The organism is Micromonospora sp. LOL_021, from assembly GCF_048060215.1.
Classification (GTDB): Bacteria; Actinomycetota; Actinomycetes; order Mycobacteriales; family Micromonosporaceae; genus Micromonospora_E.
Genome location: NZ_JBHMIN010000051.1, coordinates 1 through 14,898, shown reverse-complemented (window position 1 = coordinate 14,898; position 14,898 = coordinate 1). Strand labels below are relative to the sequence as shown.

General features: G+C 72.9%; 12 protein-coding genes. All 12 read left to right on the top strand.

Translation table 11 applies throughout. The annotated features are described in order from the left end of the window. The first annotated feature begins 6 nt into the window (after nt 1-6). The 12 genes from ACFHWT_RS25545 (at nt 7) to ACFHWT_RS25490 (ending at nt 14,735) form a co-directional block, all read left to right on the top strand. Complete coding sequence (locus tag ACFHWT_RS25545; protein ID WP_416597245.1) at nt 7-843, top strand: IclR family transcriptional regulator domain-containing protein; 837 nt, start codon at nt 7-9, stop codon at nt 841-843. Between the two features lie 105 nt (nt 844-948). Continuing rightward, nucleotides 949-3,117, top strand: coding sequence for an acyltransferase family protein (locus ACFHWT_RS25540; protein ID WP_416597244.1), 2,169 nt, complete (start codon nt 949-951; stop codon nt 3,115-3,117). An 8-nt stretch (nt 3,118-3,125) separates the two neighbouring features. After that, nucleotides 3,126-4,637 (top strand): hypothetical protein, encoded by a 1,512-nt coding sequence (locus tag ACFHWT_RS25535; protein WP_416597243.1) that lies wholly within the window; start codon nt 3,126-3,128, stop codon nt 4,635-4,637. Between the two features lie 35 nt (nt 4,638-4,672). After that, entirely contained in the window at nt 4,673-5,401 is a 729-nt protein-coding gene (locus ACFHWT_RS25530) for a sugar phosphate nucleotidyltransferase (RefSeq protein WP_416597272.1), read from the top strand. A gap of 53 nt (nt 5,402-5,454) precedes the next feature. Then, on the top strand, nt 5,455-6,780 hold the full coding sequence (locus ACFHWT_RS25525) for a nucleotide sugar dehydrogenase (RefSeq protein ID WP_416597242.1): 1,326 nt from the start codon (nt 5,455-5,457) through the stop codon (nt 6,778-6,780). Beyond that, the gene (locus ACFHWT_RS25520) at nt 6,780-7,814 is read left to right on the top strand and encodes an NAD-dependent epimerase/dehydratase family protein (protein WP_416597241.1); all 1,035 of its coding nucleotides are present in this window, start codon (nt 6,780-6,782) and stop codon (nt 7,812-7,814) included. The genes ACFHWT_RS25525 and ACFHWT_RS25520 overlap by 1 nt, the downstream gene beginning before the upstream one ends. After that, nucleotides 7,811-8,638, top strand: coding sequence for an FkbM family methyltransferase (locus ACFHWT_RS25515; protein ID WP_416597240.1), 828 nt, complete (start codon nt 7,811-7,813; stop codon nt 8,636-8,638). The genes ACFHWT_RS25520 and ACFHWT_RS25515 overlap by 4 nt, the downstream gene beginning before the upstream one ends. Then, the gene (locus ACFHWT_RS25510; protein ID WP_416597239.1) at nt 8,638-9,687 is read left to right on the top strand and encodes a sulfotransferase; all 1,050 of its coding nucleotides are present in this window, start codon (nt 8,638-8,640) and stop codon (nt 9,685-9,687) included. Before ACFHWT_RS25515 ends, ACFHWT_RS25510 begins: the two co-directional genes overlap by 1 nt. 48 nt (nt 9,688-9,735) lie before the next feature. Beyond that, nucleotides 9,736-10,998, top strand: a complete 1,263-nt coding sequence (locus ACFHWT_RS25505) for a glycosyltransferase (RefSeq protein ID WP_416597238.1) — start codon at nt 9,736-9,738, stop codon at nt 10,996-10,998. Continuing rightward, complete coding sequence (locus tag ACFHWT_RS25500; protein ID WP_416597237.1) at nt 10,995-12,227, top strand: glycosyltransferase family 4 protein; 1,233 nt, start codon at nt 10,995-10,997, stop codon at nt 12,225-12,227. Before ACFHWT_RS25505 ends, ACFHWT_RS25500 begins: the two co-directional genes overlap by 4 nt. Beyond that, a complete protein-coding gene (locus ACFHWT_RS25495; RefSeq protein WP_416597236.1) occupies nt 12,224-13,582 on the top strand; it encodes a lipopolysaccharide biosynthesis protein in 1,359 nt (452 codons plus the stop codon). Before ACFHWT_RS25500 ends, ACFHWT_RS25495 begins: the two co-directional genes overlap by 4 nt. 28 nt (nt 13,583-13,610) lie before the next feature. Next, entirely contained in the window at nt 13,611-14,735 is a 1,125-nt protein-coding gene (locus tag ACFHWT_RS25490; RefSeq protein ID WP_416597235.1) for a DegT/DnrJ/EryC1/StrS family aminotransferase, read from the top strand. Nucleotides 14,736-14,898 lie beyond the last annotated feature (163 nt).

Genomic DNA, 14,898 nt, shown 5'->3' with positions numbered 1-14,898 from the left:
GCCGCCGTGGCGCGCGAGGCCGGAGCAGACTTCATCGAGGCGTTGGCCCGCGGCCTCGACGTGCTGCGCTGCTTCCCGCCGGGCCGGCCCGCCATGACGCTGAGTGAGATCGCGGCGGCCACCGGCCTGGCCCGTCCGACCGTACGGCGGATCCTGCTCACCCTCGACGAGCTAGGGTACGTGCGCAGCAGCCCGGACCGGGGGTTCACGCTCACCCCACGGGTGCTCGAACTCGGCATGACCTACGTCAACGCGTTGAGCATCTGGGACGTGGCGCGCCCGCACATGCAGCGCCTGGTCGGGCAGACCGGCGAGTCGACGTCGATGGCGCAGCTCGACGGCAGCGACATCGTCTACGTCACCCGGGTCGCCGTACCGAAGATCGTCACCCTCGCGGTGACCATCGGCACCCGGTTCCCGGCGGTCGCCACCTCGATGGGCAAGGTGCTGCTCGCCGCGCTCGAACCGGACGAGCTGACCGCCGTGCTGGCGCACCCCGGGCGGTCCGGCATCACCCCGCGCTGGCGGCCCGACCGGGCCGAGCTCGACCGGGTGCTGCGCGAGGTCCGGGCCCGCGGCTGGGCCGCCGCCGACCAGGACCTGGCCGCCGGCATCCGGTCCGTGGCGACCGGGGTACGCGACGGTGACGGCCGGGTCGTCGCCGCGTTGAACGTGACCGTGCACGCCGCCGAGACGTCGATGGAGAAGCTGACCGGTGAGCATCTGCCGCGTCTGCTGAGCACCGCCGCCGAGATCAGTCACGACTGGGCGCGGCTCGACGCGGTGCCGATGACCACCGTCCGGCAGCAGCCGGATCGCCCTCCCCTCCCGCTTCTGGGGTGATTTCTCCGGTTTAGTGGGCTAATCCGGTAAACATCGCTCTTGCCGTAAAAAGCACTGATAGAACTGTCCGTACCTGTCAGGGGTCGGAGAGTGGGTGCGCAGCGGATGACCAGTTCCGAGCTGGCCACGACGGCCGCGCCGGGGCGCGCGTCCGGGACGTCCGGCACGGCGACCACCGCTGCGGCCCGTCCGGTCGCCACCGGTCGCCGGGAGCACGGCACGTTTCGTCGCGACATCGAAGGGCTGCGCGGGATCGCCGTACTGCTCGTCGTGCTCTACCACGCGGGCGTCCCACTGTTCGGTGGCGGCTACGTCGGCGTCGACGTCTTCTACGTCATCTCCGGCTTCGTGGTCACCTCGGTGCTGCTGCGCGAGTACGCCACCGACGGCACCATCTCCATCCTCGGCTTCTACGCCCGGCGCGCCAGACGGCTGCTGCCCGCCGCCGTCCTGGTGCTGATCACCACCCTGGTCGCCGCCTGGTGGTGGCTGCCGCTGCAACTGCAGTGGATCGCCACCCAGGCGATCGCGAGCGCCGTGTACTGCGTGAACTTCCTGCTGGCCCGCAACAGCGTGGACTACCTGGACACGATGCGCCGGGAGTCGCCGCTGGAGCACTACTGGTCGTTGGCGGTCGAGGAGCAGTTCTACCTGTGCTGGCCGCTGCTGCTGCTCGCGCTGCTCGGCTGGCCCCGCCTGCTGCGCTGGCGTCCGGGTGACCTGCGGCCGGTGCTGGTCGTCGTGGCCGGCATCGCCGCGATCTCCTTCGTGCTCTGCGTCTGGCAGACCGCCACGTCGCCCGGGTACGCGTACTTCGGCTCCCCGGCGCGGGCCTGGCAGCTGCTGGCCGGTGTGCTGATCGCGCTCGGGGCCGGCGCCGTGTCGCGGCTGCCGGCCCGGCTCGCCGCCGCGATGACCTGGACCGGGTTGGCCGCGGTGCTGGCAGCGGCCCTGCTGTTCGACAGCACCACCCCGTTCCCGGGCTATCCGGCGCTGCTGCCGGTGGCCGGTGCGGCGCTGGCGATCGCCGCCGGCTGCGCGCCGCACAGCGGTGGGGCCGGCGGGCTGCTCGCGCTTGGTCCGCTGCAGTGGATCGGACGGCTGTCGTACTCGTGGTACCTGTGGCACTGGCCGTTCCTGGTGATCGGTGCGGCCCTGCTCGGCGGGCACGGCACGATCTGGGAGAACCTTGGCCTGGTCGGCGGTGCGTTGGTCGCCGCCGCCGGCACGTACCTGCTCGTCGAAACCCCGTTGCGGCGGCGCCGGCGGACGCTCCGGCCGTGGCGCACGATCGGCCTGGCGGCCGTGGCGTCCGCCGTCGTCGTCGCGGTGGCGGTGCCGGCGCTGGCGACGAAACCGACGCTGGTGGGGCCGGGCCGCCCGGTCGACACCGCGGCCACGCTGGCCGCCTCGACCGACGTCGAGCGCGACCTCGCCCGGTTGGTCGCCGCCAGCGCCGAGGCCGGTCCGGTGCCGGCCAACCTGACCCCGCCGCTGCCCGAGGTGACCACCGACATCCCGGCCGTGTTCCACGACGGCTGCGTCGTGCTGCGGATCACCGACACCGGCACCGACCATCCCTGCGGGTACGGCGACCCGGACGCGCGGCAGACGGTGGTGCTGTTCGGCGACTCGCACGCGGGCAGCTGGTTCCCGGCGGTGCGCCGGCTGGCCGACGAGCGCGGCTGGCGACTGGTCGTCATGGTCAAGGGGTTCTGCAGCGCCGCGTCGGTGCGGTTCCACCTGGACTCGGTCAACCGGCCGTACGACGAGTGCGTCCAGTGGCGCGAGCAGGCCCTGCGACTCATCGGCGAGCTGCGACCCGCGATGGTGATCACCTCGTCGACCAACTACACCTTCGGCGACCCGGTCGGCGGGTATACCGACCGCGACCAGGTCTGGACCGACGGCTGGGCCCGGACCGTCGACACGATCAGGTCCACCGGCAGCGAGGTGGTGCTGATCGGTGACGTGCCGTGGCTGCCGGCGACCGTGGTCGACTGCCTGGCGCTGCACCTGGCCGACGCGCGGACCTGTCACGGCCCGGTGTCCGACGTGGTGCTGGAGCCACGCCGCCGGCAGCTGATCGCCGACGCCGCACGGGACCGGGGTGCCCTGGTGGTCGACCCGACGCCGTGGTTCTGCACGTCGACGGTCTGCCCGGCGCTGGTCGGCAACGTGGTCACGTTGCGCGACGGCAACCACATCTCGGCCACCTACTCGCGGTTGCTGTGGCGAGCGCTGGACGAGCGGATCGGGCTGCTGGGCGCCTAGTGGACACCGTGACTGGCGCTGGCCCGGGTGACGACGCGCGTACGCCGGCGACGAGCTGGCTGCTGGCCGCCTCCCTGATCCCGGCCGCCAGCGCGGTGCTGGCCTGCGTGGACCCACGGCTGCGGCACTGGTTCCTGATCCCGGTCACGGTCTGCGGCGTACTGATCGGAGTCGACGCCTTCGAATGGTTGCTGCGCCGGCGCGACGTGTTCGACCCGCAGGCGATCCTCGGCCTGTTCGGCGTCCACTTCTACTACCTCGCGCCGGTGCTGCACGTCCTGGTGGACTACTGGCCGCCGCTGCTGCACCCGTCGGCGGCCGGGTGGCGACCGGCGCTGGGCACGATGGCGCTGCTGAACATGGTCGGATTGGCCATCTACCGGCTGGTCCTGTCGCTGCCCGGCCGTGGTCCGCGGTCGGCCGCGCCACCCCGGCTCGACCCGGCGCGCTACCAGTCGGTCGCGCTGGTGGCCGTCGTCATCGGTGTCCTGGCGTTCGGGGTCGAGGTGGCGCTGCTCGGCGGGCCGGGCGGCTTCCTCACGGCGATGACCGAGGACCGCGAGGCGTTCGCCGGACTGGGCTGGCTGCTGCTGATCAGTGAGTCCTTCCCGCTGCTGCTGTTCTGCCTGGTCCTGGTGCGCTGGCGGCAGCTGCTGCGCCGCCGGGTCGACCTGATGGTGCTGCTGCTGATCGGTCTGGTCGCGGTCCAGTTCCTGGTGGGTGGCCTGCGGGGCAGCCGGTCGGCGGTGCTGTGGCCGCTGGTGCTCGGGCTGGTCCTGGTGCATCTGCTGGTGCGGCCGATCAGCAGGAAGGCGTTCGTCGCCTCGGCGGTCGGCGTGGTCATGTTCGTGTACGCGTACGGGCTCTACAAGGGCGCCGGGGTGGAGGTCGTCGACATCGCCAAGGGCACCCGTACCGTCGAGGAGGTCTCCGCGCAGACCGGCCGTGACCTGCCGACGGTGCTGCTGGCCGATCTGGGTCGGGCCGACATCCAGGCGCTGCTGCTGAACCGGCAGCGCGTCGGTGCCGCCGACTGGAGCTACGGGAGCACCTACGTCGCCGCGCCGCTGCTGCTGGTGCCGGGCAGCCTTGGTGCCGAGCGGTTCCAGACCAAGTCGGCGGTCGGCACCGACGTGCTGTACGGGCCGGGCGTGTACGACTCCGGCCTGCGGTCGCAACGGGTCTTCGGCCTTACCGGCGAGGCGATCCTCAATTTCGGACCGGTCGGCGGCCTGCTGTCGTTCGTGTTCCTCGGGCTGTTTCTCCGGTTCGCCACCCGGTACTACGCGCGGGCGCGCCAGCCCGACGCCCTCGCCGCGAAACTGCTCTGCCTGCCGCTGTGTGCGATCACGATCATCCTGGTCACCGCAGATCTGGACAACATCCTGGCGTTCTACGTCGGCGAGGCGCTGCCGCTGGCGCTCGTGGTGCTCTGCGCGATCGCGCGCAGGCCACGGACGGCCGTCGGTCATCGTCAATACCGACAATCGTCGCCTAACGTGCTGCTAGCCTCAAATTAGTGCAAATTGCCGAGGAGGTGCATCAGGTGGACGACATGCATGTCGTGATCATGGCGGGCGGCAAAGGGGTACGGCTGCGGCCGTACACCACCGCGCTGCCCAAGCCACTGGTGCCGATCGGCGAGCACTACGCGATCCTCGACGTGGTCCTGCACCAGCTGGCCGCCTGCGGATTCCGGACCGTGACCATCGCGATCAACCACCACGGCTCGCTGATCCGGGCGTTCGTCGGCGACGGCTCACGGTTCGGCCTGTCCGTCGACTACGCGCAGGAACGGGCCCCGCTGTCCACCGTCGGACCACTGTTCACGATGCGCGACCGGCTGCCGGAGCGGTTCCTGGTGATGAACGGCGACATCCTCACCAACCTCAACTACGCCGACCTGCTGCGCGCCCACACCGACTCGGGCGCCCCGGTGACCGTGGCGACCTTCCGGCGCAAGGTCCAGGTCGACTTCGGTGTCCTGGCCGTCGAGGGCGACAAGGTCGTCGAGTTCAAGGAGAAACCCACCCTGGACTACCGGGTCAGCATGGGCGTGTACGGGCTCACCCGGCAGACGATCGCGGCGTACCCGAGCGGCATCCCGTTCGGCTTCGACCAGCTGATGCTCGACCTGATCAACCAGGGCAACCCGCCGGCCGCCTACGACTTCGACGGCTACTGGCTCGACATCGGTCGACCCGAGGACTACGACGAGGCGAACCGCAGCTTCGAGACGTTGAAACCGATCCTGCTGCCGGCCGCGCTGCGGGAGCCCGCATGAGCGCGCGTCCGGCCCGGACAGATCTCGATCTCGATCTCGAACAAGGAGCGACGATGGTAAATCGAATCGGCATCGTGGGCATGGGCTACGTCGGGCTGACCCTGGCGGCCGGCCTGGCCCGCAACGGATTCGAGGTGCACGGCGTCGACAGTGAGCCGCGCGTCCGCGACGAGCTGTCGGCCGGCCGGGTCCACCTGTACGAGCCGGGCCTGGCCGAGGCGCTGCGGGACACCCTCGGCCGTAACCTGTTCGTCCACGCGATGCTCCCGCCCGACCTCGACGCCGCCGTCATCTGCGTGTCGACCCCGGTCCGTGACGGCACCCCGACCCCGGTCCGTGACGGCACCCGGCAGCCGGACCTGACCAACGTCGCGGCCGCCGCGACCGAGATCGCCCGGCGCTGCGGACCGCAGACCCTGGTCGTGGTCCGCAGCACCGTACCGGTCGGCACCAGCCGGCGGGTCGTCCTGCCGGCGCTGACCGCCGCCTGGGGCCGGGCCCGGCTGGTGATGGCACCGGAACGGACCATCCAAGGGCAGGCGCTGCGCGAGCTGACCGAACTGCCCCAGGTGGTCGGCGGTCTCGACGACGACAGCCGGCGCGCCGGGGTGGCACTGTTCGGCCGCCTCGCCCGGCAGGTCGTCCCGGTCTCCAGCCTGGAAACCGCCGAGCTGGTGAAGCTCGCCAACAACTGCCACACCGACCTGATCTACGCGTACGGCAACGAAGTCGCCCTGCTCGCCGGAGCGCACGGGGTGGACCCGTTGGAGGTCGTCCGGGCCGCCAACCACGACTACCCCCGACCCGACCTGGCCCGACCCGGCTTCGTCGGCGGGAGCTGCCTGTCCAAGGACCCGTACCTGTTCGGCGCCAGCGCACCGGCGCACACCCCGCTGCTCGTCGCCGCGGCCCGGCAACGCAACGAGCAGCTGCCGGTGCAGGTGGCGGAGACCATCGTCGGGCGGCTGCGGCAACTGCACGGCGCGACCGCCGGAGCCACCCTCGCCGTCCTCGGCTGGGCATACAAGGGCTGGCCGCCCACCGACGACATGCGCGGCGCGGCGATCGTGACGATGCTGCCGGCGTTCGACCGGGCCGGGCTCCGGGTGCTCGGCCACGACCCGCTGGTCGCCGACGAGGTGATCCGGGCGCACGGCGGCGAGCCGGTCAGCCTCGACAAGGCGTTCAGCGAGGCCGACGCGGTGCTGGTGCTCAACGACCACCCCGACTACCGGGGGCTGCCGGTAGGGACGCTGCTGCCCGGCACCGGAGTCCGGTTCGTCTATGACTCGTGGCGGATCCTCGACGAGGAGTCGGTACGGGCGGCCGGGGTGCACTACGAGAGTCTGGGCTACCGGCCGAGTCGGGAGCCGGTGTGATGCGCGCGCTGGTACTCGGCGGTGCCGGGTTCATCGGTCTGCACCTGGTGCGCCGGCTGGTCGCCGACGGTCACACGGTCACCGTGGTCGACGACTTCTCCCGGGGCCGCGACGACGCCGAACTTGCCCGGGTCTGCGCCGACCCGGCGGTCGAGGTGGTCGCCGGTGACCTCACCCGGGCCGCGACCTGGGCCTCGTTGCCCCGTCACTGGGACCAGGTCTACCTGCTGGCCGCTGTGGTCGGGGTGCGCAACGTCGAGGCCGACCCGGCCCGGGTGGTCCGGATCAACGCGCTCGTCGCGCTGCACCTGATGGACTGGATCGACGCCGCCGACCGGGTCTTCTTCAGCTCCACCAGCGAGGTGTACGCCGGAGCGGTCGACGCCGGAGTGGCGGCCGTACCGACCGGTGAGGACGTCCCGGCGATGGTGGCCGACGTGACGGCACCCCGCTTCGCGTACGCCACCAGCAAGTTGCTGGGCGAGGCGGCCGTGCTGCACGGATCCCGCGCGGTCGGCGCGCACGCCGTGGTCGGCCGGTTCCACAACGTGTACGGGCCCCGGATGGGCACCGACCACGTGGTACCGGAGATGTCGCTGCGGGCGCTGCGCGGCGAGGATCCGTTCCGGGTGCCGGGCGCCGACCAGTACCGCGCCTTCTGCTACGTCGACGACGCCGTCGAGGCGGTGGTCCGGCTGATGGCCACCTCCGACGCCGCCGGCCAGATCGTGCACATCGGCGACGACACGGAGCAGACCAACATCGCCGACCTGGCGAAGCTGGTGCTGCGTACCGCCGGCAGTCACGCGAGTCTGCGGCCTGAGCCGGCACCGGCCGGCTCGGTGCACCGACGCTGCCCGGACCTGGGCCGGCTGCGTCGGCTCACCGGCTACCAGCCGGCGGTGGCCCTGGAAGAGGGTGTCGGGCGGACCTTCGCCTGGTACCGCGACCACGGCCGACCGACCGTCGCCGAAGATCCGACGCCGTCAGATGCGCCGGACCGAACCGAAGGGCGGGTGCCGTCATGGCGGTGAGTCTGCGTCGCCGGATCCTCGATGTGGTCGACGACCGGGTCGACCCCCGCATCATCGCCGGGCTCGGCGGTATCGCGCTGTCGCTGCGGTCCCGCTCGCGCTGCGTCGTGCGGTACGAGGAGGACACCTGGATCCACCGGTACCGGGGCGGGACGGTGGTCAACACCGAGCTGGGCGGGCTGTCCGCCGAGCGGGAGGATCTGGCCGTCCGGGACACCTTCCTGTACGGCTACCACCTGCGTCCCGGTGACACCGTCGTCGACATCGGCGCCGGTGTCGGCACCGAGGTCCGACTGTTCTCCCGGGTGGTCGGCCAGCGGGGCCGGGTGCTCAGCATCGAGGCACACCCGCGTACCTTCCGCTGCCTGCGCCGCACCGTCGAGCTCAACCGGCTGTCCAACGTGACGCTGCTCGAGTGCGCGGTGGTCGGCGAGGCCGGCCCGGTGCGCATCGACGAGGACGCGCTCAGCCACATCCGCAACGGGATCAGCCAGGAAGACACCGGCGGGATCGAGGTCACCGGCCGCCGGCTGGACGAGATCCTGCGGACCTGCGGCGTCGACCGGGTCGACCTGCTCAAGATGAACATCGAGGGTGCCGAGCTGAGCGTGCTGGAAGGGGCCCGCGACGTGCTCGACATGGTCGGCAACCTCGTGGTGTCCTGCCACGACTTCAAGGCCGAGGGCCCGGCCGACGCGTGGATGCGCACCTTCGCCCCGGTCAAGGCGCTGCTGCGCGACGCCGGGTACACGATCACCACCCGACCGGCCGACCCCCGGCCGTGGATCCCGTACTACGTGTACGCCTCCCGGGGCGGGCAATGATGCGGCTGTTCTACATCGGCGGGATCGGCCGCAGCGGCAGCACCCTGGTCGAGCGGGTGCTCAACGAGCTGCCCGGGGTGTGCGGGCTGGGCGAGGTCGCGCAGGTCTGGGACAACGGGGTACGGGACAACCGGCTCTGCGGGTGCGGTGCGGCGTTCCGCGACTGCCCGCTGTGGAGCAGGATCGGCGAGTACGCCTTCGGTGGCTGGGACAACGTCGACCTCGACCGGATCGCCCGGCTACGCGCCGTCGTCGGCCGGACCCGGCACGTCGGGCTGCTCGCCGCCCCGTGGCTCGGCGAACGGCGTCGGGCCCGGGTGATCGAGTACGTCGACTACCACGCGCGCATCTACGCCGCAGCGGCGGCGGTGACCGGGGCCCGGGTCGTCGTCGACTCGTCCAAGGACACCGCGTTGGCGTATTGCCTGCGCTGGGCCGGCCCGGCCGACCTGCGGATCCTGCATCTGGTGCGGGATTCGAGGGGAGTGGCACACTCCTGGAGGCGACGGGTGCACGACCCGGAGTCCGGCACCGACGTCGCGGTGCCGCGGTTCCCGGCGGCCCGATGCGCGCTGACCTGGAGTGGGCACAACGCCGCGTACGACCTGTTGGGCTGGCTGGGCCGGCGGCGGGGCGGCGCGGTCGCCGGGCGGCTGGTGCACCGGATGCGGTACGAGGAGTTCCTCGCCGATCCGCTGGGTGCGGTCGGGACGCTGAGCCGGCTCGCCGGCCTGCCGCAGACCGGGGTGGATCTGTCCTACCTGTCCCGCGGCGAGGTGGAGCTGGGCGAACTGCACAGCGTCTCCGGCAACCGGATGCGGTTCACCACCGGCCGCCTGACATTGCGGGTCGACGACGCCTGGCGCACCGGCCTGCCGGTCGCCGCCCGCCGGACTCTCACCGGACTGTGTGCGCCGCTGCTGCGCCGGTACGGCTACCACCGCCCGCCGCCAGCTGACCCGTCAGTGCCCGGGTCCGAGTCGGTCGGGTCCGAGACGCCCGGGTCCGAGTCGGTCGGATCCGAGCTGCAAGACCGGATGAAAGTGTAGATACCGCTCTGAACAAGGGTGTTTCCGACGGGTTCCTGTGGAGGGACGATGCGAGTGGTGGTGACCATCGAGGCGCGGTTCGCCCGTACCCCGGACGGCGCGATCTGGGCCCGGACCGGGCAGGACCACCAGTTCTGGAGCGGGTACCTGACGGCGTTCGACGAGGTCCGGGTCGTCGCCCGGGTACATGACGCGGCCGAGCCGGCCGCCGAGGCGAAACGGGTCGACGGCCCCGGCGTCGAGGTCTGGCCGGTGCCGTACTACCTCGGGCCGTACCGCTACCTCGCCCAGCGGCCGGCGATCGGCCGGGCCGTACGCGACTGCGCAGGCCCGCAGGACGCGGTGATCCTGCGGGCGCCGTCGCCGATCGGCACGATCCTGGCCGCCGCCCGGGACCGCCGTCGCCTGCCGTACGCGATGGAAGTAGTCGGTGATCCGTACGACCTGTTCGCCCCCGGCGTGGTGGACCACCCGCTGCGGCCCGTCCTGCGGCGGCTGTACGTCGACCGGCTGCGCCGGCAGTGCCGCCACGCCGTCGGCGCCGCCTACGTCACCGACCGTTTCCTGCAGGACAGGTACCCGACGTCGGCGGGCGCGGTGAGCGTCGCGGTGTCCGATGTCGACCTTACTCCGGCGGCGTACGTCGACACCGCCCGCACCATCGGACGGACCGGGACCGTCGCACCGACCCGGCAACCGGCCACCCTGATCTCCGTCGGCTCGCTCGAACAGCGGTACAAGGGCATCGACACCCTCATCGCCGCGCTCGCCAGCCTGACCGCCGACGGCCGGGCGGTCCGGCTGGTCCACGTCGGCGACGGACGGCACCGCGCCGAGCTGGCCGACCTCGCCCGCCGGTACGGGGTCGCCGACCGGGTCGTCTTCACCGGCGCGCTGCCCGGCGGCGACGCCGTCCGGCGCCAACTCGACGCCGCCGACCTGTTCGTCATGCCGTCGCGCACCGAAGGGCTGCCCCGCGCGCTGATCGAAGCGATGGCGCGGGCACTGCCCGCGATCGGTTCACCTGTCGGCGGCATCCCCGAACTGCTGCCGCCCGGGTTCCTGGTCCCGCCGGACGACCCGGGCCGGTGGGCCGGCGCCATCGCGGCGCTGCTGGACCGCCCGGAGCTGATGGCCGCCGCGTCGGCCCGCAACCTCACCCGGGCCCGGGACTTCTCAGCCGAGGTGCTCACCGCCCGGCGGACCGCCTACTACCAGGCCGTCGCCGAGGCGACCGCCGAGCGCACCGGAGAACACACCGGGGGCCGCACCGGTGGGCCCAGCCGAGCCACCCAGAGGAGTCACGCGTGACCCAGCCAGCCGCCACCTCCACCGCCGAGGCACCCCGGCGTGGCTCGTCCCCGCCGGCCGGCGGACCCGTGCACGTGGTCCACGTCATCGGCACGCTGGACCGCGGCGGCGCGGAGACGCTCTCGCTCGACATGTGCCGGGCCGTGCCGACCACCGAAGTACGGCAGACGTTCATCACCATGGGCGGACGGGAAGGCAGCCTGGCACCGCGGTTCCGGGCTGCCGGGGCGGCGGTCGTCCAGGTCCCGCAGCGCCCGGCCGTCACCTTCCCGCTGCGACTGCGGCGCTGCCTGCGCTGGCGGCGGCCCGACGTCGTCGTGTCGCACATCAGCCTGTTCAGTGCGGTGGTGCTGGCGGTGGCCGCCGTGATGGGCGTGCCGGTGCGCATCGCCCGGATGTGGAGCGAAGGGGACGGCCGCCGCGACACCGTCGCCCGCCGGCTGCTGCGCGCCGTCCTGCGCCGCCTGCTGCACGTGGTCGCCACCGACATCGTCGCGGTCAGCGACGCGGCGATGGCGTACGCCGGCCGCCGCGTCGGCATGCCCGGCTGCCGGATCCTCTACAACAGCGTCGACGCGACCCGGGTCGTCGGCGGCGACCGGGCATCGGCCCGCCAGCGGTGGGGCATCCCGCCCGACGCCATGGTCATCGGCTACATCGGCCGGGCCGCGCCGGAGAAGAACCGGCCGTTCCTGGTCGACGTGCACCGCGCGGTCCAGGCCCGGACCGAAAAGTCGGCGGGTACGGCCCCGCAGGTCGGTACCGCCTCGCCGGTCGGTACGACCCCGCCGGGCACCCGGCTGCTCATCGTCGGGCCGTGCGGAGTCGACGACGTGGTGTCGGCCCATCCGGACGTGCCGGACGACCCGACGGTCATTCTCGGCGGGGAAGTGGACGAGATCGCCCCGGTGCTCGCCGCCGCCGACGTGTTCGTCCTGCCCTCCCACTGGGAAGGGCTGCCCGGCGTGGTGCTCGAAGCGCTCGCCGCCGGGCTGCCCGTCGTCGCCACCGACCTGCCCTGCCTGCGCGAGGCATCCCGGTACGTCGACGGCCTCACCCTCGTCGACCTCGCCGCCGGCCCGCACCGGTGGGCCGAGGCGGTGCTGCGCGGCGCCCGGACGGCTCCGGCCGGCCGGGACCGGATCCGGGCGAGCTTCGCGGCCTCCCCGTTCCAGACCCGGCACGCCGCGGCACAGTGGCGGTCGCTGTGGCGGGCCGAGGCACGGTGACCCGCGACCGGCGATCCACCCTGGCCCTGCTGGCCGGCTCCAGCGCCGTCCAGATGAGCAGCAACATGGCGGCGGCGCTGCTGGCCGCCAGCGTGCTCGGCCCGCACGGACGCGGCCTGATGGTGCTGGGTGTGTCCACCGCCGGCATCGTCCCGCTGCTCGCCGGCCTCGGCACCGGACCGCAACTGCGTTCGGCGTATCCGGCGGCGGGCGGCGGTGCCCGGCGACGCGACCTGGTCGCCAGCTACACCTGGTGGTCGGTGGCGGCCACGGTCAGCGCCGCCGTACTCGCCGTCGCGGTGTCGGCGCTGTCCGCGCCGCTGATCGACCCGGCGCTCGCCGACCCCCGCTACCTGCTCGCCCTGTCGATGCTGACCTGCGGGTACGTCGCCCACACCCAGCTACCCGACGGCTGGTACGCGGCCGGTCTGTTCCGGTCCGGCAGTCTCTGGGCGATGGCGACCACCCTCGGCGGCGGGCTCGGCCTGCTCGTCGCGGTCGCCGTCGCGCCGAACGTCTGGTCGTTGCTGCTCGGGCAGGGCGCCGGCATGCTCGCGGCGGCCACCGCGCAGGTCGTCGCGCTGCGGGCCACCGGGCTGCTCTGCTTCCAGGCCCCGACCCGCCGCGAACTGTCCCGACTGCTCGGCCGGGGCTGCCGGGCACTCGGCCTCACCCTCGGGCTGGCCCTGGCGCTGCGGCTGGACCGCTACGTCCTCGGCGCACTCACCGGGGCGGTGGCGGTCGGCGTCTACTCGGTGGCGTCCACCCTCGGCCAGGTGCCGAGGATGGTGCCGAACGCCATCGGCCAGCTCGTCAACCGGGAGGCCGCCGTCGCGTCCGGACCGTTGCGCCCGGTCCGCACGGTCGCGGCGACCGCCGGAGCGGTGACCGCCGTCGGCGCGGTGACCGGACTGCTGGGCTGGCTGGTGATCATCCCGTTGCTCGGTCCCGGGTTCGCCGCCGCCGGACCGCTGCTGGTGGTGCTGCTGGTCGCCGAGGTCGCGTTCGTGCCGTACGCGGTGGCGAGCCGGGCACTGCTCGGTGCCGGCCGGATGGGCGCGGTCGGTGCGTTCGGCCTGGCCTGGAGCGCGGTGGCGCTGGTGCTGTTCCTGCTGGCCGTCCAACTGTGGGGTGCGGTGGGCGCGGCGGTCGCCTGCGTCGCCGTGTACGCCGGCATCTCGGCGTCGTCCTGGCTGCTGCTGACCCGCCGGGCCGCCCCCCGTTCTGCTCGCCGCCGACCAGGTGCGGACCGCTGGCGGGGACCGGGCGGACCCCGCCACACGGACTCCGCCGACCCGCGTCCCGAGCCAGCCGGCGACGCCCGACCGCGGCCTGCCCCACTCAGCAGGGTGTGACCCACCGATCAGTGATGGAGTGATGTCGATGCTTTCGTACGGGCGTCCCTGTCTGGACGAGTCCGACGCCGAGGCGGTCGCCGCCGCCGTACGCACCGAGTGGCTGACCGCCGGGCCGACCGTACGCCGGTTCGAGAGCGAGTTGGGCGGCTACCTCGGCGGGGTCGGCTGCGTCAGCGTCAGTTCCGGCACCGCCGCGCTGCACACCGCGTACGGTGCCGTCGGCCTGCGCCCCGGCGACGAGGTGGTCACCACACCGTTGACCTTCGTCGCGACCGCGGCGACCGCCGCGCTGCACGGCGCCCGGGTGGTCTTCGCCGACGTCGAGGACGCGACCGGCAACCTGGACCCGGCCGCCGTACAGGCTGCGGTGACCTCGCGAACCCGGGTGGTCACCGCCGTCGACTACGCCGGCCACCCCGCCGAGTACGGGCAGCTGCGCAAGGTCGCGGCCGACGCGGGGGCGCTGCTGTTCGACGACGCGGCGCACGCGATCGGGTCGACGTACCGGGGCGTGCCGGTCGGCGCGCTCGCCGACCTGACGGCCTTCTCGTTCTTCCCGACCAAGAATCTGACCACCGGCGAGGGCGGCGCGGTGACCGGCATCGACCCGGACCTGCTGGACCGGGTACGCCGGTTCGCCAACCACGGCATGGTGCGCGACCCGCAGCAGCTGCGGTACCGCGACGAAGGCGGCTGGCACCAGGAGGTGCACAGCTTCGGCCTCAACTACCGGCTCTCCGACGTACTCTGCGGGCTCGGGCTCAACCAGCTGACCCGGCTGCCCCGGTTCAAAGCCGACCGGGCCCGGCTGGCGGCCCGCTATCACGAACTGCTCGCCGGTCTGCCGGGTCTGCGGCTGCCCGAACGGCGGCCCTGGGTCGACCCGGTCTGGCACCTCTACCCGGTACGCGTACTCGCTGGTCGCCGACGTGAGGTCTACGACCGGATGCGGGCGGCGGGCATCGGCGTCCAGGTCAACTACCTGCCGGTCTACCGGCATCCGGTGTTCGCCGACCTCGGCTACCGGCAGGGGCAGTGCCCGACGGCGGAGGCGTACTACGCCGAGGAGTTGTCACTGCCGATCCACCCGGACCTGAGTGACGTCGACCAGGACCGGGTGGTCGACGCCCTGCGGACGATCCTGGACTGACCGGGACGACCCTGGCATGGCGCGACCCCGGGGCCGGACGTGGGCGGCGGGGCGTCCCGGCCGGTGGACGGTGCCGGCCGGGACGCCGGTCACTAACCGACGCGGACGAGTTGCCACTGCTGGTTGGCGCCGCCCCAGTCGTCGTACTGGACGATGTTGCCGC

Coding starts and splice junctions, on each gene's coding strand:
- ACFHWT_RS25490 (WP_416597235.1), top strand. CDS start 13,611: ATGCTTTCGTACGGGCGTCCCTGTCTGGACGAGTCCGACGCCGAGGCG.
- ACFHWT_RS25540 (WP_416597244.1), top strand. CDS start 949: ATGACCAGTTCCGAGCTGGCCACGACGGCCGCGCCGGGGCGCGCGTCC.
- ACFHWT_RS25530 (WP_416597272.1), top strand. CDS start 4,673: ATGCATGTCGTGATCATGGCGGGCGGCAAAGGGGTACGGCTGCGGCCG.
- ACFHWT_RS25510 (WP_416597239.1), top strand. CDS start 8,638: ATGCGGCTGTTCTACATCGGCGGGATCGGCCGCAGCGGCAGCACCCTG.
- ACFHWT_RS25505 (WP_416597238.1), top strand. CDS start 9,736: ATGCGAGTGGTGGTGACCATCGAGGCGCGGTTCGCCCGTACCCCGGAC.
- ACFHWT_RS25525 (WP_416597242.1), top strand. CDS start 5,455: ATGGTAAATCGAATCGGCATCGTGGGCATGGGCTACGTCGGGCTGACC.
- ACFHWT_RS25520 (WP_416597241.1), top strand. CDS start 6,780: ATGCGCGCGCTGGTACTCGGCGGTGCCGGGTTCATCGGTCTGCACCTG.